Source organism: Acinetobacter sp. YH12116 (genome assembly GCF_013418895.1).
In the GTDB taxonomy this organism is placed as follows: domain Bacteria; phylum Pseudomonadota; class Gammaproteobacteria; order Pseudomonadales; family Moraxellaceae; genus Acinetobacter; species Acinetobacter indicus.
Genome location: NZ_VPBE01000001.1, coordinates 151,710 through 170,067, shown reverse-complemented (window position 1 = coordinate 170,067; position 18,358 = coordinate 151,710). Strand labels below are relative to the sequence as shown.

The 18,358-nt window shown below is 43.9% G+C and carries 19 protein-coding genes and 1 tRNA gene; 16 read left to right on the top strand and 4 right to left on the bottom strand.

Annotated features, from left to right (window positions below):
- The first annotated feature begins 20 nt into the window (after positions 1-20).
- The 4 genes from FTU54_RS00775 (at position 21) to FTU54_RS00760 (ending at position 5,003) form a co-directional block, all read left to right on the top strand.
- Positions 21-665 carry an RluA family pseudouridine synthase gene (locus FTU54_RS00775; RefSeq protein WP_218949457.1) on the top strand — a complete coding sequence of 215 codons (645 nt, stop codon included), beginning with the start codon at positions 21-23 and terminating at the stop codon, positions 663-665.
- Between the two features lie 139 nt (positions 666-804).
- Positions 805-3,642, top strand: coding sequence for an RNA polymerase-associated protein RapA (gene rapA / locus FTU54_RS00770; protein WP_180074263.1), 2,838 nt, complete (start codon positions 805-807; stop codon positions 3,640-3,642).
- Between the two features lie 185 nt (positions 3,643-3,827).
- Positions 3,828-4,094 (top strand): PAAR domain-containing protein, encoded by a 267-nt coding sequence (locus FTU54_RS00765; protein WP_005178913.1) that lies wholly within the window; start codon positions 3,828-3,830, stop codon positions 4,092-4,094.
- 108 nt (positions 4,095-4,202) lie between these two features.
- On the top strand, positions 4,203-5,003 hold the full coding sequence (locus FTU54_RS00760) for an alpha/beta fold hydrolase (RefSeq protein ID WP_016659144.1): 801 nt from the start codon (positions 4,203-4,205) through the stop codon (positions 5,001-5,003).
- Between the two features lie 20 nt (positions 5,004-5,023).
- Here FTU54_RS00760 and fabR read toward each other — a convergent pair whose 3' ends face one another.
- The gene (gene fabR, locus FTU54_RS00755; RefSeq protein ID WP_228151050.1) at positions 5,024-5,650 is read right to left on the bottom strand and encodes an HTH-type transcriptional repressor FabR; all 627 of its coding nucleotides are present in this window, start codon (positions 5,648-5,650) and stop codon (positions 5,024-5,026) included.
- Between the two features lie 207 nt (positions 5,651-5,857).
- Between fabR and FTU54_RS00750 the strand changes: the two genes are divergently transcribed.
- The 7 genes from FTU54_RS00750 (at position 5,858) to FTU54_RS00720 (ending at position 11,964) form a co-directional block, all read left to right on the top strand.
- Positions 5,858-6,928 carry a ferredoxin reductase gene (locus FTU54_RS00750; RefSeq protein WP_180074261.1) on the top strand — a complete coding sequence of 357 codons (1,071 nt, stop codon included), beginning with the start codon at positions 5,858-5,860 and terminating at the stop codon, positions 6,926-6,928.
- Positions 6,929-6,943: 15 nt separating this feature from the next.
- Positions 6,944-8,038, top strand: a complete 1,095-nt coding sequence (locus FTU54_RS00745; protein WP_075166920.1) for an acyl-CoA desaturase — start codon at positions 6,944-6,946, stop codon at positions 8,036-8,038.
- A 503-nt stretch (positions 8,039-8,541) separates the two neighbouring features.
- Complete coding sequence (locus FTU54_RS00740) at positions 8,542-9,006, top strand: type IV pilin protein (RefSeq protein ID WP_163170242.1); 465 nt, start codon at positions 8,542-8,544, stop codon at positions 9,004-9,006.
- Positions 9,000-9,449: a Tfp pilus assembly protein FimT/FimU gene (locus FTU54_RS00735; protein ID WP_127800259.1), complete on the top strand. Its 450-nt coding sequence runs from the start codon at positions 9,000-9,002 to the stop codon at positions 9,447-9,449. Before FTU54_RS00740 ends, FTU54_RS00735 begins: the two co-directional genes overlap by 7 nt.
- Positions 9,430-9,867: a type II secretion system protein J gene (locus tag FTU54_RS00730; RefSeq protein WP_127800257.1), complete on the top strand. Its 438-nt coding sequence runs from the start codon at positions 9,430-9,432 to the stop codon at positions 9,865-9,867. The genes FTU54_RS00735 and FTU54_RS00730 overlap by 20 nt, the downstream gene beginning before the upstream one ends.
- Positions 9,868-9,880: 13 nt before the next feature.
- Positions 9,881-10,558 carry a prepilin-type N-terminal cleavage/methylation domain-containing protein gene (locus FTU54_RS00725; protein WP_163170240.1) on the top strand — a complete coding sequence of 226 codons (678 nt, stop codon included), beginning with the start codon at positions 9,881-9,883 and terminating at the stop codon, positions 10,556-10,558.
- Between the two features lie 14 nt (positions 10,559-10,572).
- Positions 10,573-11,964 carry a hypothetical protein gene (locus tag FTU54_RS00720; RefSeq protein WP_180074260.1) on the top strand — a complete coding sequence of 464 codons (1,392 nt, stop codon included), beginning with the start codon at positions 10,573-10,575 and terminating at the stop codon, positions 11,962-11,964.
- A gap of 42 nt (positions 11,965-12,006) precedes the next feature.
- Here the strand turns inward: FTU54_RS00720 and FTU54_RS00715 are convergent, their stop codons facing one another.
- Positions 12,007-12,636 carry an HAD-IB family hydrolase gene (locus FTU54_RS00715; RefSeq protein WP_180074258.1) on the bottom strand — a complete coding sequence of 210 codons (630 nt, stop codon included), beginning with the start codon at positions 12,634-12,636 and terminating at the stop codon, positions 12,007-12,009.
- Positions 12,603-13,808 (bottom strand): DUF1615 domain-containing protein, encoded by a 1,206-nt coding sequence (locus tag FTU54_RS00710; RefSeq protein WP_180074256.1) that lies wholly within the window; start codon positions 13,806-13,808, stop codon positions 12,603-12,605. Before FTU54_RS00710 ends, FTU54_RS00715 begins: the two co-directional genes overlap by 34 nt.
- Before the next feature lie 417 nt (positions 13,809-14,225).
- Here FTU54_RS00710 and FTU54_RS00705 point away from each other — a divergent pair.
- The 5 genes from FTU54_RS00705 to FTU54_RS00685 all read left to right on the top strand — a co-directional run bounded on the left by FTU54_RS00705 (position 14,226) and on the right by FTU54_RS00685 (position 17,173).
- Positions 14,226-14,302: transfer RNA gene (locus FTU54_RS00705), tRNA-Met, on the top strand.
- A gap of 175 nt (positions 14,303-14,477) precedes the next feature.
- Positions 14,478-14,699, top strand: a complete 222-nt coding sequence (locus FTU54_RS00700; protein WP_005178882.1) for a hypothetical protein — start codon at positions 14,478-14,480, stop codon at positions 14,697-14,699.
- Between the two features lie 200 nt (positions 14,700-14,899).
- Entirely contained in the window at positions 14,900-15,109 is a 210-nt protein-coding gene (locus tag FTU54_RS00695; protein WP_005178879.1) for a cold-shock protein, read from the top strand.
- A 231-nt stretch (positions 15,110-15,340) separates the two neighbouring features.
- On the top strand, positions 15,341-16,360 hold the full coding sequence (gene dusB, locus FTU54_RS00690; protein WP_257223784.1) for a tRNA dihydrouridine synthase DusB: 1,020 nt from the start codon (positions 15,341-15,343) through the stop codon (positions 16,358-16,360).
- A 222-nt stretch (positions 16,361-16,582) separates the two neighbouring features.
- On the top strand, positions 16,583-17,173 hold the full coding sequence (locus FTU54_RS00685; protein WP_005178874.1) for a hypothetical protein: 591 nt from the start codon (positions 16,583-16,585) through the stop codon (positions 17,171-17,173).
- 70 nt (positions 17,174-17,243) lie between these two features.
- On the opposite strand, the gene FTU54_RS00680 is transcribed toward FTU54_RS00685, so the two are convergent.
- A complete protein-coding gene (locus FTU54_RS00680) occupies positions 17,244-18,287 on the bottom strand; it encodes a nitronate monooxygenase family protein (RefSeq protein WP_016659133.1) in 1,044 nt (347 codons plus the stop codon).
- Positions 18,288-18,358: the final 71 nt, after the last annotated feature.

Below are 18,358 nucleotides of genomic sequence, written 5' to 3'. Positions count from 1 at the left end.
GATCAGCCTGGAAGTGTACTTTGAGTAATTTTCTAACCGAACACCTGATTTATCGAGATGAAGATTTTATGCTCATCCATAAACCGGCCGGCTTACTCACAGTGCCAGGAAAAACAGCAGATTTACAAGACTGCCTGATCAGCCGTTTGGTCGCCATTGAGCCTAAAACCCTGTTAATTCATCGTCTGGATCGTGACACCTCAGGTATTTTGGTGTTTGGTCTTAGCCGCTTGGGGCAAAACAAGATTTCACGCCAGTTTCAGGAACGCCAGACCGATAAGCATTATCAGGCAGTGGTGGCCGGGCATCTATACGGCGAAGGCACCATTGATGTGCCGGTGGTCTATGATCCAACCCGTCCACCGTTGCATATGGCCGATCCTTCTCATTCGAAACCGGCGCTTACCCACTGGCAGGCGCTGGAACAGTTTGAAATAAATGGACAGGCGGTTACGCGGGTCAAACTTATTCCAATTACCGGCCGTTCGCATCAGCTGCGGGTGCATATGCAATATCTGGGACATCCGATTATTGGCGATACCCTATATGCCACGCCAGAGCAGCAACAGCTGTCTTCACGCCTGTGTTTACATGCGGCGTATTTAAGTTTTCAACATCCTCAAACGGGAGAAACACTGGAGTTTAATTGCCAGGTGCCGTTTTAAGGGAAATATATCCTCATGAATTTAAGCTCACTTTTTGGTGGGCTTTATGTCAAAATATATTGCTTTACGATGTCAAATTTTGCTCAAATGGCAAGCAGTCCTTGAGTGATAACGCGACAGTCCTAACTTCTAGAAAAAGGTGGAAAAATTGCAGCAGTTTGCTATTGGTCAACGTTGGTTGTCAGATACAGAAACAGAACTGGGCTTAGGCGTTCTTATTGATGTAGATGAACGTTCAATCAGCATTTTATTCCCCAAGAGTGACGAAACCCGTGTCTATGCACGTAACAATGCACCTTTGTCCCGTATCGTGTTTAATGCGGGCGATGAAGTACAGGACCAGGAAGGCCTGAAATGGACGGTTCAGAGTCTGGAAGATCGCGGTGGCGTGGTGCGTTATAACGTGGTACGTCAGCTGGAAGATGGTTCAGAAGAACAGAAATCGCTGAATGAAACCCGAATTGGCGCGCAAATCCAGCTGTCTAAACCCTTAGACCGTTTACTGGCCAGCCAGATTGACTATAAAGAATGGTACGACCTGCGTATTGAAGCGCTGTTGATGCAGGCCAATATGCACAGCAGTCCGCTGCGTGGCCTGATTGGTTCACGCGTTGGCCTGATTCCGCATCAACTCTATATTGCCCACGAAGTCGGTAAGCGTTTTGCACCGCGTGTATTACTGGCCGATGAAGTGGGTTTGGGTAAAACCATTGAAGCCGGTCTGATTATCCATCAGCAGCTCAAAACCGGCCGTTCTGAACGTATTTTAATTTTGGTGCCAGATTCACTGCAATATCAGTGGATGATTGAAATGCGCCGCCGTTTCAACCTGCAGTTCTCTTTATTTGATCTGACCCGTACAGCGTCAATTAAAGAACACGACCCGGATTTAAACCCGTTTCTGACCGAGCAATGCATTATTGCCTCCATTGACCTGATGATTGACCACGAAGATCTGCGTGAGCAGGCACTTGAAGCTGGTTTTGACTTACTCGTGGTCGATGAAGCGCATCACCTGATGTGGTCAGAAGAAGAAGGCGGCAATGACCGTTATGATCTGGTCGAAGAATTCGCTGAACAAACGGCGGGTGTGCTGCTCTTAACTGCAACCCCGGAACAGTTGGGTGTTGAAAGCCACTTTGCTCGTTTACGCCTGCTCGATCCGCAGCGTTTTAGTTCGTTGGACCGTTTCCTGGCTGAAGAAGCACAATATCAGCAAACGGCCAAAATTGCCGAAGTGCTGATGTCCGACATGCCACTGGAAGAAGGTCATCTGGCTGCTTTGGAAGGCTTGCTCGGTCATCGTATTGAAGACCATCCGGAACAGCGTTTTCGCGCCATTCATGAACTGTTAGACCGTCATGGTACCGGCCGTATTTTATTCCGTAACACCCGTGAAGCGATTCAGGGTTTCCCGGGCCGTGACTGTCAGCCAGCACCACTGCCAGCCCCAGACCACTGGGCCAAAGAGGGCAAGCTACGTGAACAGATGTGGCCAGAAGAAGGCCAGCTTGATGGTGCGTGGATGGAAACCGATCCGCGTGTAATGTGGCTGATGGAAAAGCTGCGCAGCGATTTAAAACACAAAAAAGTGCTACTGATTGCACGTAGTGGTCCGGTGGTGGAAGCGCTAGAAAATGCACTGCGTTTACACGCCGGTATTCGTACTGCGATGTTCCATGAAGGTATGAGCCTGCTGGAACGTGACCAGGCGGCGGCGTATTTCGCAGAAGATTCCTATGGTGCGCAAATCCTGCTCTGTTCGGAAATTGGTTCAGAAGGGCGTAACTTCCAGTTTGCATCGGATTTAATTTTATTTGATTTACCGGCGAACCCGGACGTACTGGAACAGCGAATTGGCCGTCTAGACCGGATTGGTCAGGAAAACCGGATTCAGATTCACGTGCCGTATTTACTTGGCACGGCGCAAGAACGCATGTTCCGCTGGTATAACGAAGCGTTGAATATATTCAGCAATATTTCCCCAACGGCGCAGACCTTGCAGGAAAACTTCATTGTTGAATTAAAAGACTGCTTACTGGCAGATCAAGGCCAGCAGTTTGAAGAATTGCTGGAAGCGGTTAGCGTACAGCGCGAAGCCTTGGAAGCTGAACTGCAGGAAGGCCGTGACCGTTTACTGGAATACAACTCTTGCCGTCCGGTGGTGGCGCAGGAAATTGTCCAGGCGCTGGAAGATTATGATGACAACACTACCTTGCCAATGTTCATGAAGCGCTTTATGGCTTCAACCAACATCGACTTTGATGAACAAAGCAATGGCACAGTCATCATCAAGCCAACAGACCAGATGCAGGTACAAGGTCTGACTTTAGATGAAGAGGGCATGACTGCGACTTTCTATCGTGATCAGGCTCAAATCCGCGAAGATGCACAATATCTGACTTTGGAACATCCATTTACCGAAAGCGTGATGGAAATGATCAATACCCAAAGCTTTGGTAGTACCAATGTGGCGGTGTTAAAGTCAGCTGCATTACCGCAAGGTTCGGTGCTGCTGGAAGTGTGGTTCAAGGTTGATGTGATTGCACCAAAAGCATTGAACCTGCCATCAAGCTTGCCGCAGCAATTGATTCGTGTATTGCTGAGTGAAAAAGGTCAGGATCTGTCGCAAAAAATTGCCCCTGAAATCTTAAAACCGTATTTACATCATTTAGATGGCAATAGCTGCCGTCAGGTGGTAAAAGCACGCCGTAAAGTGATTGAGCAGCGTTATGCACAGGCGCTGGACATTGCCAAAACTGCCTTGCCGGGCTTAAAAGAGCAGGCCAAAGAGATGTATGGCGCGAAATGGCAATATGAAATTGACCGTCTAACGTATCTGAAGCAATTTAACCCAAGCATCCGTGAAGATGAAATCAGCCGTTTGCAGAAATTGCAAAAAGAAGGTTTAAGCCTGCTTGACGGTATTGCGGTTACCCCGGAAGCAATTCAGGTGATGGTGGTGGTTAAACCATAACAGTCGTAATTTTTAGAAAAGCACCTTCGTGAACTGCACCCCGAAAGTTGGACACTTTTAGTCTAATTTGAAGGGTGCTTTTTTATGCTGATTTGCCTGACATAAACAGCCCGGCGATCAGTGCACTAGAGTCCGGTAAAATGTTCATGCTAAGATGAGCCAAATTTTTAAAAGATATAACAACGATGGGTAAAGCATTAGTCACTTTAGGCTCTAAAACTTCACATGGCGGTGTGGTTGCTGAATGTGAAAGTTCATTTGTTATTAATGGCATTGCCGTGCATTTAAATGGCATGAAGCATTATTGTCCAAAATGTAAAACTACAGTAGCGGCCATTGCGGCCGATCCAACCACCCAGGTCAAAGGGCGTGGTGTGGTGATTGTTGGTGATAAAACCACCTGCGGCGCAACTTTCTTGCCTAGCCAGAATCTGGTGGTGTCGGCTAAATAAATATATTGGTCAGGCGTAGAGTGTTGAACCAGCCTGGCTAATCTTGAGAATCGCAGCAAAAATTAAAATTACCTCCTGCAAAATGGATTATCTGCTTCAAATACCTTTATGACCAAAACTGTTGTTTATTTTGCCCATGCCAATGGCATCGCCAGTCCTTGCTATCAGACCTTTTTTGATTATTTTGATGCCGATATTGAGCTGAAATATATTCCAGTCATTGGCCTGAATCCGGACTATCCGGTTGAGCCAAAATGGGAAAAACTGGTGGCGCAGGTCATTGCCGATATCGAGTTACAAACACCAAAACAGGCGGTGGTCGGTTTGGGGCATTCTTTTGGCGCGCTGGTGTTGCTGATGGCATCTTATCAACGGCCAGATTTATTTAGCCAGCTGATTTTAATGGACCCGCCTTTTGTGATTGGTAAAACAGCGCCGATATTCGAGTTATTGCAAAAGCTGGGTTCAAAACAGATTGACCGTTTAACCCCGGCCGGGCTGAGTCTGAAACGTAAAGACGCCTGGTCTAGCCGTGAGCAGGCTTATCAGCAGTTACGTGGCAATGCCTTGTTTAAACAGTTTGATGAGCGCTGTTTTCAGGATTTTATCCGGCATGGTCTTAGAGAAGATGAGGCCGGCATCAGCTTACAGATTCCAAAACAGGTCGAGGCAGATATTTTTAGAACTGTACCAAGCTGGTGGTGGCGTTGGCCGCGTAAAGCCCCAAATTTACCGGTGCATTTAATCACGGCAGAGCAGAGTGCTTTTTATAAGCAAGGTTTCCCGCAGGGACTAAAAAAGATATATGGCATTGAGTTTAGTGTTGTAGCGGGTGGGCATATGTTCCCGCTGGAATCTCCTGAGCAGAGCGCACGCGATGTGCAGCAGCGGATTCGATCAACACTTTAAATAAGCAGTTTAAAATCCAGTTAACGGATTTGTGCTTCATCTAAATGGCGTGCGCCTTCGAGCAGCATCCGGATCATGATCATGGTTTGCTCGGCAATGATTTTACGTTCATTGGCGGGCATATCAATCACTTTGGCACCCATATTAAACACCAGCTGGGTAATGGCTGAAGAAACAATCTCCGGATGGGACAGTTTGCTGTTATTCAAACGCTCCAGACGAATCAGGTCATCTTTCAGTTCCTGCTGGAAATAGTTCAGCTGACGTTCCACTGCCTGCTTATAAGACGTCGATCCGGTATAGCCTTCACGCAACAGCAGACTTAAATTACCTTCATCAGCATCTAGCTGTTCAATAAAGACTTCAACCGAGGTGCGGATAATGCTGTTCTGTTTGGATGCTTTTAAACGTGCCTGATTCAGAATCTGACGCAGCACATGGCCGGCCCGGTCAATCAGGGCAATGGCCAGCTCATCAATATCTTTAAAGTGACGATAAAAACTATTCGGTGCAATACCGGCTTCGCGCGCGACTTCACGCAGGCTTAAAGAGGCAATACTTTTTTGGGGTCCGATCAGATTCAGTGCAGCCTGAAACAGCTCTTCCTTGGTAATGGTCGCTTTCCTGCCGACCGTACGCACCGTCATGGGTTCACGGATGTTGGGAACATCTTGGGCAAGAACATCATTACTTATTTTCATGGCAGGCTGAGTCATAGGGTCCAGAGCTGAAAGGCTTTTCAGTAGTATAGCCGTTGTGTGTGAACTTGTGAAATGAATAGAAACAATACAGGCGTATATACAAATATATATACATGTGTATAATAATTGAGAATTCATCGCGTGGTGTAGGCTATGCACGTTATCGAAAAGTCGAAATCTCCCCTCAAATCTCTTGCGAGTGCGATTGTTGATCCGTACTCGGCAAACTTCTGGTTACAAAAAATCAATCCGTTGTGGTCTGTGAATCAGGCATTGGGCAAGATTGTGCAAAAGCAGCAGACCGCGCAGGACACGGTCAGCCTGATGGTGCAGTTCAATCAGAAATTCCAGCTTGGACAGGCGGGCCAACATCACCCGGTCTTTGTCACCATTGAAGGAATTCGCTATGAGCGTACCTACAGCCTGACGCAACTGGATACTCAGCATGTGCTGTTAACCGTTAAAAAAGTCGATCAGGGTAAAGTCAGCAGCTGGTTGGTCAATCAGGCCAATGTGGGCGATATTCTGGAATTTGGCCAGCCTTATGGCGATATGTTGTTGCCTGAAGCGACACAGCCACTCATTTTGCTGGCTGCCGGTAGTGGTATTACCCTAATGTATAGCCTGGTCGATGCTTTGGCCAAATCGGGTCAATTAAAGCAGACCCCGGTTAAACTGATGTACTGGGTAAAAACCTTTGCCGATGTTGCTTTTAAAACCCAGTTTGAACAATGGGCGACACAATATCCACACTTTAGCTTTGACGTGTTTTATACCCAGGCAGGGGAAACACCGGCACAGCGTCTGAATGAAAGCCATCTGCAAGCCCTTGAGCAGATTGAACAGAGCGCAGTCTATGCCTGTGGTCCATCGGGTTTTGCTGCACGGGTAGAAGAACTGTTTGCGCATGCACAGCAATTAAAAACTGAAGCCTTTAGCATGAGCCCAATGCTCAATGAAGAAGCTGGTTTTGTGCAGGTGACCTTAACCCAATCGAATAAAACCGTGACCATTCCCAAAGGCCAATCTATTTTGACCAGCCTGGAGCAGCAGAATATTCAACCGAAGCATGGCTGCCGTATGGGAATTTGTAATAAATGTGCCTGCAACAAAGTCGAAGGCTCGACCAAAAATCTGGTGAATGGTGCGCAAAACACCGAACCGGGTAATTTGCTCAAGCTTTGCGTGAATTCGGCACAAACAGACTTAGTTATTGACTTATAAGCGGGTACACTCACTATGAATATGCCAGTCAAATTTGAATATTTTAAAAATCCTAAAAACCGCGAATTAACCCAATTAGAACTGGATGAATTGGCGCGTGAATTAGACGCCATCAAGCAGGAAGTGCTGGATGATTTAGGCGAAAAAGATGCCAAATACATCCGCCGTGTATACTCAACCATCCGTTATGCTTCTATTGCGGGTCGTGCCTGCCTGTTTGCTGGCTGGTTCCCGCCAGCCTGGATTTTGGGTACTGGTCTGCTCGGCTTTGCCAAAATCATGGAAAATATGGAACTTGGCCATAACGTCATGCACGGTCAATATGACTGGATGAACGATCCAAAATTCAACGGTCAGACCTATGAGTGGGATATTGTCGGTACCTCTGAAAACTGGCGTCAAACCCACAACTACAAGCATCATACCTATACCAATATTAAAGGTATGGATGATGATATCGGCTATGGTCTGGTACGTCTGTTTCCAGAACAACGCTGGAAACCGGGTCATCTGCTACAACCGATTTACAGTATTCCATTCTGTTTACTGTTCCAGTGGGGTGTTGCGATTCAAAACCTGGAACTTGGTAAAGTGTGGATGGGCCGTAAAACCAAGGCTGAGCTGAAAGAAGAGTGGAAACCTTTACAGCGCAAAATCTCTAAACAGCTGTTTAAAGACTATGTGTTCTTCCCGCTGATTGCTGGTCCTGCTGCGTTACCGGTATTCACTGGCAACCTGGTGGCCAACGGGATTCGTAACATCTGGACCTTCAGTATTATTTTCTGTGGTCACTTCACCAAAGATGTTGAGGTATTCCCAAAATCGGTACTGAAAAATGAAAGCCGTGGTCACTGGTATATGCGCCAGATTCGCGGTTCTTCTAACCTGACTGGTTCAGAAGCGTTCCATATTCTGACTGGCCACTTAAGCCACCAGATTGAACACCATTTATATCCGGATGTGCCGGCACGCCGTTACCGTCAGATGGCGCCAAAAGTACAGGCAGTATGTGAAAAATATGGTTTGCACTACAACAATGCCAGCCTGTTTAAACAATATGGCAGTGTACTGAAACGGATTGCCAAGTATGCGTTTCCGTTTAAAAAATAGGCATAAAATGCGTTAAGACAAAAAGGCAATTTTCATAGGAAATTGCCTTTTTTATTGAATAGAAGAGTTACAAAAACTAAAACCAAGCCGCCAACTCGGAAATTTGGAGAAAAAGGTTATTTGGTATGATTTTTTTAATTCTTTATAAAATAATTCACATAAATGATTAACTTTGAGCATTTATGCCAATTACTTGATAAGTACAATGATATCCAAGCTTATATACTCTATGTGAGTATAAGTATATAGTTTTGATGAAAATTTAAAGCACAACAAGATTGATGACACTCAGTTAAATATGTATATGAAAAACATGTTAATTATTTACACATTTTAACAATTGGTAAAAATATTTAGGATTAAACATTTTTTAATTGAAAATCATAATCATAATTAAAATACAGTGAATTATTGCTAAACAATTTGAAAGTTTATACAACATATACTAAACAAATCCTATGCTAGTTTTATAGAAGTAAGTATGCTTTTGGTAAAGAAAGAAAATGTATAAGAAACAAGGCTCGAACTTCCACACGTCTAGCGCAGGTTTTACGCTCCTGGAATTAATGGTGGCTGTCATTATCTTGGCTATTCTCGCAGCCATTGCCATGCCTATGTATTCAAATTACATTACCAAAGCCAAAGCACGTAGTGCCCAGTCAGATTTAGTTGCATTAAGTTTGGTATTGGAAAGTATGTATCAGCGCAACTTAAGCTATGCAGCCCCTACAACAAATCCAACAACAACTACTGCTCAAACTCAAAATCACGCAAAAGGCTGGCAACCCGCGGCAGCAGATACCTTTAAATATACAGTAGAAATTAAAGATATTGATTCAAAACCTGGTTATGAGTTGATTGCTACGGGAGAGGGGAGGAATGCCGGATGTGTACTGACCTTCAGAAGTAATAATTATAAAAATATTGCTGAAACTAGTAATGGCTGTGGCGGGTTAAGCTCATGGTAAGGCAACGTGGCGTGACCCTCATCGAATTGATGATTGGGATTGCTTTGCTTGCAATTCTTGCTGTGGCTATTTTTCCATTGGGCCGGGCTTGGGTGGCGAATGCGCAAATTACCAAAACTGAAAAAGAACTATTGGAAGCATATGCGCGTGCTAAAAATGAAGCGTTAAGAAACCCGAATGCTGTCAAGGAAGGAGCTAAGGCTGCCAGTCTGGAAGTGACTTCTACTACAGTGGTGGTAAAAGACAGTAACAATGCGACTATTTGGAGTTTCAATATTACTCCAACGGTGACAATTCAGTTGTCAACTTTACCAGCCTCAGCAACCTGTGACTCAGCAACTCAAAAGGTTGAATTAAATAATAATGCGTCTTTACAGACAAACACATGTACCCAGTATTTGATTCAAGCATCAGGAGGTCAAGATGAAGCAGGTTACTTCTAACGATCTTGGAATACCAAAGTATCAGCAGGGCGCGACTTTAATCGAAGTATTGGTTTCAATGGTGCTGATGGCTGTGATTGGCTTGGGTGCTGCTTATATTTCTGGTCGAACAGCAGTGGTGCACCGTGATCAGAATATTCATTTGCATACCATTAATCAAATGCGACAGCAGTTGGAAAACTCCAATGAATGTGGTGGGAAAGCTCTAGGCACACATACTGTTCAGGTACAGGTAGCGGGCAACAATGTAAACCTGGACTGTATTGTGAGCGAGGGTGCTTATACGGTGGTCGCCAATGACTCCACTGGAGGTGGGGTTGCTTCCTCTACGGTGGGCGGAATTAAAGTGAGTGCAGCAACTCTTGAAGTTGACGAAGCTGATACTTTTGTACCGGTTAAAGTGCAAATTGCACCGTGAAAAGGAGAGGAAGATGAATAGCCTAAAATTTTCACAGCGTGGTGTGACTTTAATTGAAATTCTAATCGCCCTGGCATTGTCTATTATTATTATTCTGGCCATGCTACGTGCTTTTGTGACTACAGGAAAAGTGACAGCAGAAGCTTCATTAGGTGCAAAAGTAGATAGCCATATTATGCTTGGTCTAATTGCCACAGACCGGATTTTGCAAGGAATGGGTTATGGTTTAACCAGTCCAACTCAGGCCGATTTTAAAGTATTAGATGCGGCCGGAGATGCAGTTGCCTTAAATACGATAGGTAAATATCTGGTCTGGAAAGTTTCCGATACTCATTGCCGAGCCTTATATAGCCATGAGAATGGCTTGTATTTATATGGCCCAACAGCAGCGGGGTATACATGCTCAGGCCTTGTCAAACCTGTGGATACGATTGCAAAAGAATTACTTATTCAAATTGATCAGGCTGCTTTAACTGATTCTGGTCTTGGCAATGATACGAATAAAATTGGTGCAATTAATATTAAAGTTCAACCTGTAACCGGTGGCTGTAGTCCTTTTGGGATTAAAGGAGGAGCTGGTATTGACTTAGGGAAATATCAGGTAGTGCTTGAGGCGAATACTTATGCGGCAAGTAGTGATAGCACAGCAAGAACAATTCAAAATATTACATGCCTATTTAATTTTAAATAGGGGAGGATAAAGTCATGCATAATGCGGCAGAACATCAAAGAAATTCTAAAAAATCGATTTCTTTTGCTAAGCAGGCAGGTATTTCCTCGCTTTTATTTATTGTATTGGTTGGTTTCTCGCTGACTGTTTTAACTGCTGGCTATATGTCTTCTATGCGCAATTTGCAGTCGAGTGCGACAACTGCACATGCACAGACTCAAGCACAAATGCAGGCAATGATAGGTTATCAGGCACTGGCTGAATTCTTAAAAAATCAACCGTTAGCAAATATAATCAAGATCCAACAGGGTAATATCACCAAAAGTGGTACAACAATTCATTATGAAAAAGCTGCATCGTGTGCAGTTAATCACTATTGCTTTGATGTCATCGGTAAAAGTGGTGGAGCAAGTGCGGTTCTCAGAGCAAATTTTGAAATCATTGATCAATTAAGTAAGACAACGGCGACAGGTTCAATATTTGCAGGTGGTTTAAAAGTAAATAGTAAAGATACCATCAGTGGTGATGGGGTTACTATTACAGTTAAAGATAAAAAAATTGTTGATAATAGTGGGAAAACTCTTAATGATCAGTTAACAGGTATTACAGTCGAGAAATATGAACCTACAAGTTTCATAGATTCGGAGGTATTAAAACCTTATGCTAATTATGTTTTTTCGAAAGACAAATGTGAGAAACAAAATCTTTTAAGTACAGGGAATAATACGCCTTCTGCTAAAGAAAGGTTTACTTGTACTGATTTTAATGGAATTAGTTTTTCGGGTTCAGAATGGACTGTGGATACATCGAAAAATATCCCGGCTGGAGTGTTATGGTTTGAAGAACAAGTTCAAGTCAAGATCACTTCAACTCCTTTGGTAAGTTCAATTATTAGTAAAACTGGAATTGAATCTACAATTCCAAATGGTAATACCAAACAAAGTTATTATGCTTACGCGCCTTTACCTTATAAATTGGTTCGTAATAATGCTGTCATTACAAAAATTTGTGGAGTAAGTCCTGCTATTCCCTCTCAGTATTGCAATTCTGATGGGACTTTAAAAGATGCAGAAGAGTTGAAAGAGTTCCCAGCTAATATTGGTAATATCCTATTTATGACTAATGGTACTGTTGAACTTGATTCTGGCAATCTAGGTGGAAATGGTAATAAAGAGGATGCCAACTCTGTTGATTTTTTCGGAAATATTATAGCTTCAAAGGGTGCGGGTGGCACTGGTAAAGCATCTGGGAAATTCGTGGGTACTGGTATTATTAAAATTCAAGGCAATATTATGATTACTGGTGAAACAGATGTTACCGAGATGAACGGTAATATTAAACTTAAACTTTTAGGTGCTGATGATGCAAGTTCCGCTTTGCCAGGATATATAAAGTCATTTACCACCGGAACGATTCGCTATATGTAATATGGAAAACCACTTCAACTGAAGTGGTTTTTTATTCTCTTATTAATATGGATTAGGCAATACATTATGCTGTCCAATCATATAATAATATTGAGCCAGACTTAACATCTCCGCATCCTCCTCACTATTCCCATACGCATAAATCGTCTCAAAATCTGCAAGCTTAATGACTTCTAAAACCCGTAATTTCTTTTGCATACAACTACAGTCCGGTGTCAGATATTTACCTGTCAGTTTTCCATTTTTCATTTCAACTTTGGAGCAGATTAACTCTATATTTAAAGCCTGAGCAATTATTTCAAGATATAGGTCAATGGTTGCAGAAACGAGGATAACTTTATGTCCCAATTGCTGATGTTGTTTTAATTGTTTGAGTAAAGAAGGTTCAAGGCTTTTTAATATTTTACCTGCATACTGTTGAGCCAAAGGGTAAATTTTTTTGAGATCACAGCCATTAAACATGGCCGAATATAGCTTGGGGCGCATTTTATGGGCAGGGTACAGCTTAAGATAATATGCCATGATCCAGGGCAAAACTTTTATACCACGCTTGAGAATATGCCGTTTGTCCAGACTGTAGAAAATAAAGCCGGTAAAACTGTCATGCTCATACAGGGTTCCATCAAAATCGAATAAGGCTAGATTTTTATATTTTTGGCTTTTTGCATGCATGTGGTATATCGCCCGTTGACCCGAGTAGCAAACCAGTTGGTATTATAATCACGGCTGAGTTTTGGCCCGGAAATCACCACCTCCGGCATCATCGCATAAAATGGTTCTTTGCTAGTTTGTTCCTGATACAGTTTTAATAAGGCGCGATACGAAGCGGTATCTTCAAAATCCTGCTCTTTTTCTTTTTTCAGATCGGAGCGGATTTGACGTGGGGTGAGCACAATATTATGTTTGGCAAAAACACTAATCAGCTCGCGTTCAGATTGGCTCTTGGCACTGCGAACACCGCCATCTTTGCTATAGAGCAGTAAATCACCATCTAGAGATAATTCGGCTTCGGTTAAATCATTCAGCATGCTCTGAAAAGCGGCATTGCGGCTGGAATACATGCCCGAGTTATAATCGGCAAAGCGATATAGCGGTTTATCATAGTCGGCCGGATACATCATCAGACGATGAATACCATAATACAGGCCACCATATTGGCTGTATAAATCGGTGCGTAATTCTGCAATATTGCCACCTTGGCGTTTATGTTCCTTGGCATAACTGATATGCACCTGCATTGAACCTAAGGTGGTAATCGGATTCAGCTTTTCTCCGATATTTTGACCAAACAGCTTGGCGGCGCCGGTCAGGGCCGACACATGATAATGCTTGGCCATATAGTCAAAAATTTCACGGTAAAGTTCATCCAGTTCCCTTTCGGTTTTGACCCGGCGCATCTGGCTTAAATAGTTATCTTCCGGGCTTGGATGGTTTTTCAGTACATCCTGAAAATAGCCGGCAATGGTGCCTCCAATGGCTTCACCGAGTTTATCTTTAAACTTCTCGTCTAAGCGTTCCTGGACTTCTTTAACCGCTTTTTCACCTAAACCATAAACCTGCGGATCGGCAACAAAGTTGGATTCCTGATCGACCACGGCGACAATGGTACACATATTTTCCTTGGTCTGCGGAATACCCAATTGTTCACTAATATCGTAAATATCTTTGGCCCATGAATCACGATCTTTCACGCGGGAAGGAATTAGTCGTTTGATCTGATCTGCATCTAGACTTGGCTCATCGCCTTTATTCCACCAGGCGCTGTCGCCACAGGCAGCTAAACTTAAAGATAACGCAATCAGGCTTAAAGGTTTGATTACAGATGACAGGAAGGTGTGTTTCATAAACAGGAAAACTCGGTCCAGACGGGTCAGCCTACAGGGCAGATGAAGTATACAGAAATTCGGCTATACAGGTGTGAATATATATGTATACGGCCTACGTTGCACTGTCAATTTTTATCTGCAAGATGCCAGAGAATTGAGTGGCTCAAAAAGCGGATATTGTAGGGTTAGATACTGAGTTCTATTTCAAAATAAAGCACTGATTTTAATTTGATGATCTTCTGTTATTTTAAGAAAATATTTAAATAAATAAGGGAGATGCTGTATAAAATCATCTGAATTATTTTTTAATGATTGCAAAATTTTCTAATCAAAATAAAGGGAATTATTTTAGCGTAGAACCGTGGTTATTTTAGTGTGTATTTTAAATAAACCTTGTGTTTAGCAAATATAGAGCGTATAAAGCTAACTCTCCTTTGCGGGGTGGAGCAGTCTGGTAGCTCGTCGGGCTCATAACCCGAAGGTCGTTGGTTCAAATCCGGCTCCCGCATCCAACTTTTAATGCTTATAGTGATTGAATATTTGTCCATAATTGTGAGAATTGGGACAGTGAAAAGTTTAAAATAATCAAATTTGATTGTGTTTTTCTCCGATTTTTGAAAGATGAAATTTTAATAAAATTGAACAGCTTTCTTAAATGATCACCTAAGCTCATATAATGAGTCAGTTATGTTGAATAATGTAGAAAATTGGCAGTTGGCCACTGCAGTCAATGGTCAGGAAATTTTTGTAAAAGTAATGCCGCTGAAAAAGAAGCAGCGCTCGAGCCAGGGTTTTATCTGGGTGGAAGTCGGTAAAATGATTGAGCTTCAGTCCGGACAGCAGGTAGAATTTAACCTGGATGGTAAAAGTTTTTATATTGCTTTAAATCAGTTATATAAATTGAATTAATTTATTTTTATTGCATTCAGAACAGAAGTCTGTATAGTGGTCGTTAACTAGAAGAATTACTATTGTTTCAGCAAATCTTTTCCCTCCGTCGTTTTTTAATATCCTTCGTAGTATCAGATTTTTAGTTTCAAAGTCATTTTCCAGTTAATTATTGGTTTATCTATGACCAATTTAAAAGTTTTTTAATACAGGATTATCTTATGTCAAATACAGTTACTGGTACTGTGAAATGGTTTAATGAAACTAAAGGTTTTGGTTTTATTCAGGCAGATTCAGGTCAGGACGTTTTTGCTCATTACAGCGAAATTACCAACCAGGGCTTCAAAACTTTACATGAAGGCCAGCGCGTTGAATTTACCATCGTAGCGGGTAAAAAAGGCGACCAGGCCAGCGGTATTACTGCAATCTAATTGCCGGTTTCGCTGCAAAAAGCTCATCTTCTGATGGGCTTTTGTTTTTTTAGCATCTGCTAAAAACACATGTGCTGCGGCCGGTACAGATGCATAGAAATTTTAGTCAGAAGGCTTTAAACTAGCCCGGTTTGCAGCGCCGTATCCAATTTTCTCCCATCTGAAAGATTCGCTGCGCATTTTCTGTTTCCCGAGGTTCCTACATTGAGTTCACATCCTGTCATTCAAGAACTGTTTGATCGTCCTATTGAACGAAAGCTGTGGGTGGCACCAATGGCAGGCGTCACGGATCGGCCGTTTAGAACGCTGTGCAAATATTTTGGCGCAGGCCATGCAGTCAGTGAAATGATGACCTCGGACAAGACTTTGCGCATGAGCAAAAAAAGTCTGTATCGGGCCAATTTTGATGGCGAAATCGCCCCGATTTCTGCACAAATTGCCGGCTCCGATCCGGCTGACCTGGCCGAAGCCGCGCGCTATCAGGTGGCGAATGGCGCACAGATTGTTGATATCAATATGGGCTGTCCTGCCAAAAAAGTATGTAACAAGCTGGCCGGTTCGGCGTTGTTGCAAGATGAAGATCTGGTCGCCCGGATTTTAGATGCAGTCGTAGAAGCAGTCGATGTGCCGGTGACCTTAAAAACCCGACTCGGTTTTTTAAACGGTCAGGAAAATATTCTGCGTGTGGCCAAGCGTGCGGAACAGGCCGGTATTGCCGCACTGGCCCTGCATGGCCGTACCCGTGAAGATATGTACCTGAACACGGCGCGTTATGAGTTAATCAAGCAGGTTAAGGCCGAGCTGAATATCCCGCTGATTGCCAATGGCGACATCGACAGTCCGGAAAAAGCCAAAATGGTGCTGGATTATACCGGTGCAGATGCAATTATGATTGGCCGTGCGGCACAAGGCCGTCCCTGGATTTTCCGTGAAATTGCCCATTATCTGACGACCGGTGAATATTTGGCTGCACCGAGTATTGAAGAAGTCAAACAGGTATTGCTTGGGCATTTATCTGAACTTTATAGCTTTTATGGAGAATATTCAGGCTGCCGTATTTCACGTAAACATATTGCCTGGTACACCAAAGGACTGCGTTCTAGCAATGAATTCCGCCAGAATATGTACCGTGTGGAAAGCACGGCCGAGCAGTATCAGGTGGTGGAAAACTATTTTAATCAACTGTTAGAACATGGCAACATCATGAGTGATGTGCAGGTTGAACAGGTGAATCTGTTAGAAACCAAATGATTAAATATCTATCATAATTGTGGCGCATTAGAGCGCCATTTTTTATCCCCGATTTTATCCGTTTACAATCTCTACAGACCTGAACACAGGGCAACATACGCTCACTGAACACGGACAGGACTTGGACATTGCAGGGCTTGGCTTGCTCTATGCTAGGTAAGTCTTCACTTGGCAAGATGATATTCCAGTCTTGTTAATAACAATGATCCAGGGAGTTTCAACATGACCAATACTAATCGTCCTGTGACTGAATTTAGCCATAAGACCTCAACAGAATTACCACAAGAACGAAGCCAGGGTTTAAATGTCGACCCGACCGATGTCAACGCACGTCCTGATTTGGACACCAATCGTGTCCCGGATATGAATGAAGCAGGCGATCATCCTGTGGGTACTAGTGTCGGTGTATTAGGGGGTGCGGCAACCGGTGCGGCCGTCGGTGCTGCAGCTGGACCGGTCGGTGCCGTAGTAGGCGGTATTGCCGGTGGTGTAGTGGGTGGATTGGCCGGTAATGAAATTGCCGATGCGATTGATCCGACTGCAGAAGATGTATACTGGCGTGATCAGTACCAGAACCGTCCATATTATAATGAAACCCGCAGTGTCTATGCCGATGTCGACTATGATCGTGATTATCGCGGCGCCTATCGACTGGGCTATGAAAACCGTCCTTTATATGAACAAAATGTCGATTTTGACCGGGCCGAGCCAGAACTGCGTACCAAATGGGAACAGATGAAAGGCGATTCCCGTCTAAACTGGGAAGAAGCTAAATTTGCAGCTAAAGATGCCTGGCAACGTGTCACCCGTTAAAGTATTCAAGACACTATCAGGCCAATAAAAAAACATCTCCGCGGAGATGTTTTTTGTTTATTGTTCGCGCTTAGTGACTGGTCATTTCCAGCACCAGTTGATTAATTAAATCACCGGCTTCCATGTCACGAATCAGGCCCACGTTGGCACCGGCCCAGAATGCACCAAATCCCTGTTCACCTTGCTGGCTAGCTGCGGCATGTAACTGCTTGCCAATATCATAAGTATACGGATAGGTCGGTACCGGCGGACGGTTTGGCGTATCCACCAGACGGTGCCACTGATTGACCAGACCACGTGCCGGACGGCCGGAAATTGAATCGGTAATTTGGGTACAGCTCTGGCTAAATAAAGCCTTGCGATACGCCTCATTGGCATTGGAAGATTTACATTGCACAAAGGCGGTCCCGAGCTGTACCGCGACTGCGCCAAGGTTCATGACACGTTGTGCATGTTGACCATTCATAATTCCACCAGCCGCAACCACCGGAATCTGACAGTGCTGGGTCAGTAAAGTCACTAAATCTACCGTGCGGATACCGCCATCAATAGCGGCATTAAACAGGCCACGATGACCGCCAGCCTCTACGCCTTGGGCAATAATAATATCAATACCCGCCGCTTCAATGGCTTGTGCTTCGGCCAGATTGGTGGCAGAGACCATGGTGATAATCCCGGCCTGTTTTAGCGCCTGAATCTGATGCGCGTGCGGAATACCAAAATGAAAACTCACCGCCTGAGGACGGGTTTCCAGCACCAGATTCAGATAATCATCATTGCTTAAAAAACTAGGATACAGATTTTTGAGCTGGGTCGGCAGCGCTACGCCATAATGTACAAAATGCGGACTTAAATAATCCAGCCAGACCTGAGCAGCAGCTTCATCCAGCGGCTCGGGTTGATGACAGAAGAAATTGACCTGAAAAGGGCAGTCGGTCAGGTCCTGGGTTTTTAAAATCTGTTCTCGGGCAGACGCCACTGAACTGGCCCCTAAACCCAGTGAACCCAAGCCGCCCTGGTTGGAAACTTCGGCAGCCAGTTCAGGTGTCGAAACACCGGCCATCGGCGCTAAAAAAATAGGATGTTTAATGCCGAGCTGTTCCAATATAGACATGCGATTTCTCCTTATTCTTCCTACACTTTGCCCAAGCTGAACAAAATTAGCAAATCATAATCATTATTTAT

Bases quoted from the DNA above. Each gene is read 5' to 3' on its own strand.
- FTU54_RS00745 (WP_075166920.1), top strand. From the start codon at position 6,944: ATGAATATGCCAGTCAAATTTGAATATTTTAAAAATCCTAAAAACCGC.
- FTU54_RS00740 (WP_163170242.1), top strand. From the start codon at position 8,542: ATGTATAAGAAACAAGGCTCGAACTTCCACACGTCTAGCGCAGGTTTT.
- FTU54_RS00760 (WP_016659144.1), top strand. From the start codon at position 4,203: ATGACCAAAACTGTTGTTTATTTTGCCCATGCCAATGGCATCGCCAGT.
- FTU54_RS00735 (WP_127800259.1), top strand. From the start codon at position 9,000: ATGGTAAGGCAACGTGGCGTGACCCTCATCGAATTGATGATTGGGATT.
- FTU54_RS00715 (WP_180074258.1), bottom strand. From the start codon at position 12,636: ATGCATGCAAAAAGCCAAAAATATAAAAATCTAGCCTTATTCGATTTT.
- FTU54_RS00730 (WP_127800257.1), top strand. From the start codon at position 9,430: ATGAAGCAGGTTACTTCTAACGATCTTGGAATACCAAAGTATCAGCAG.
- fabR (WP_228151050.1), bottom strand. From the start codon at position 5,650: ATGACGGTGCGTACGGTCGGCAGGAAAGCGACCATTACCAAGGAAGAG.
- FTU54_RS00680 (WP_016659133.1), bottom strand. From the start codon at position 18,287: ATGTCTATATTGGAACAGCTCGGCATTAAACATCCTATTTTTTTAGCG.
- FTU54_RS00710 (WP_180074256.1), bottom strand. From the start codon at position 13,808: ATGAAACACACCTTCCTGTCATCTGTAATCAAACCTTTAAGCCTGATT.
- FTU54_RS00750 (WP_180074261.1), top strand. From the start codon at position 5,858: ATGCACGTTATCGAAAAGTCGAAATCTCCCCTCAAATCTCTTGCGAGT.
- FTU54_RS00685 (WP_005178874.1), top strand. From the start codon at position 16,583: ATGACCAATACTAATCGTCCTGTGACTGAATTTAGCCATAAGACCTCA.
- FTU54_RS00700 (WP_005178882.1), top strand. From the start codon at position 14,478: ATGTTGAATAATGTAGAAAATTGGCAGTTGGCCACTGCAGTCAATGGT.
- FTU54_RS00765 (WP_005178913.1), top strand. From the start codon at position 3,828: ATGGGTAAAGCATTAGTCACTTTAGGCTCTAAAACTTCACATGGCGGT.
- FTU54_RS00695 (WP_005178879.1), top strand. From the start codon at position 14,900: ATGTCAAATACAGTTACTGGTACTGTGAAATGGTTTAATGAAACTAAA.
- FTU54_RS00725 (WP_163170240.1), top strand. From the start codon at position 9,881: ATGAATAGCCTAAAATTTTCACAGCGTGGTGTGACTTTAATTGAAATT.
- FTU54_RS00720 (WP_180074260.1), top strand. From the start codon at position 10,573: ATGCATAATGCGGCAGAACATCAAAGAAATTCTAAAAAATCGATTTCT.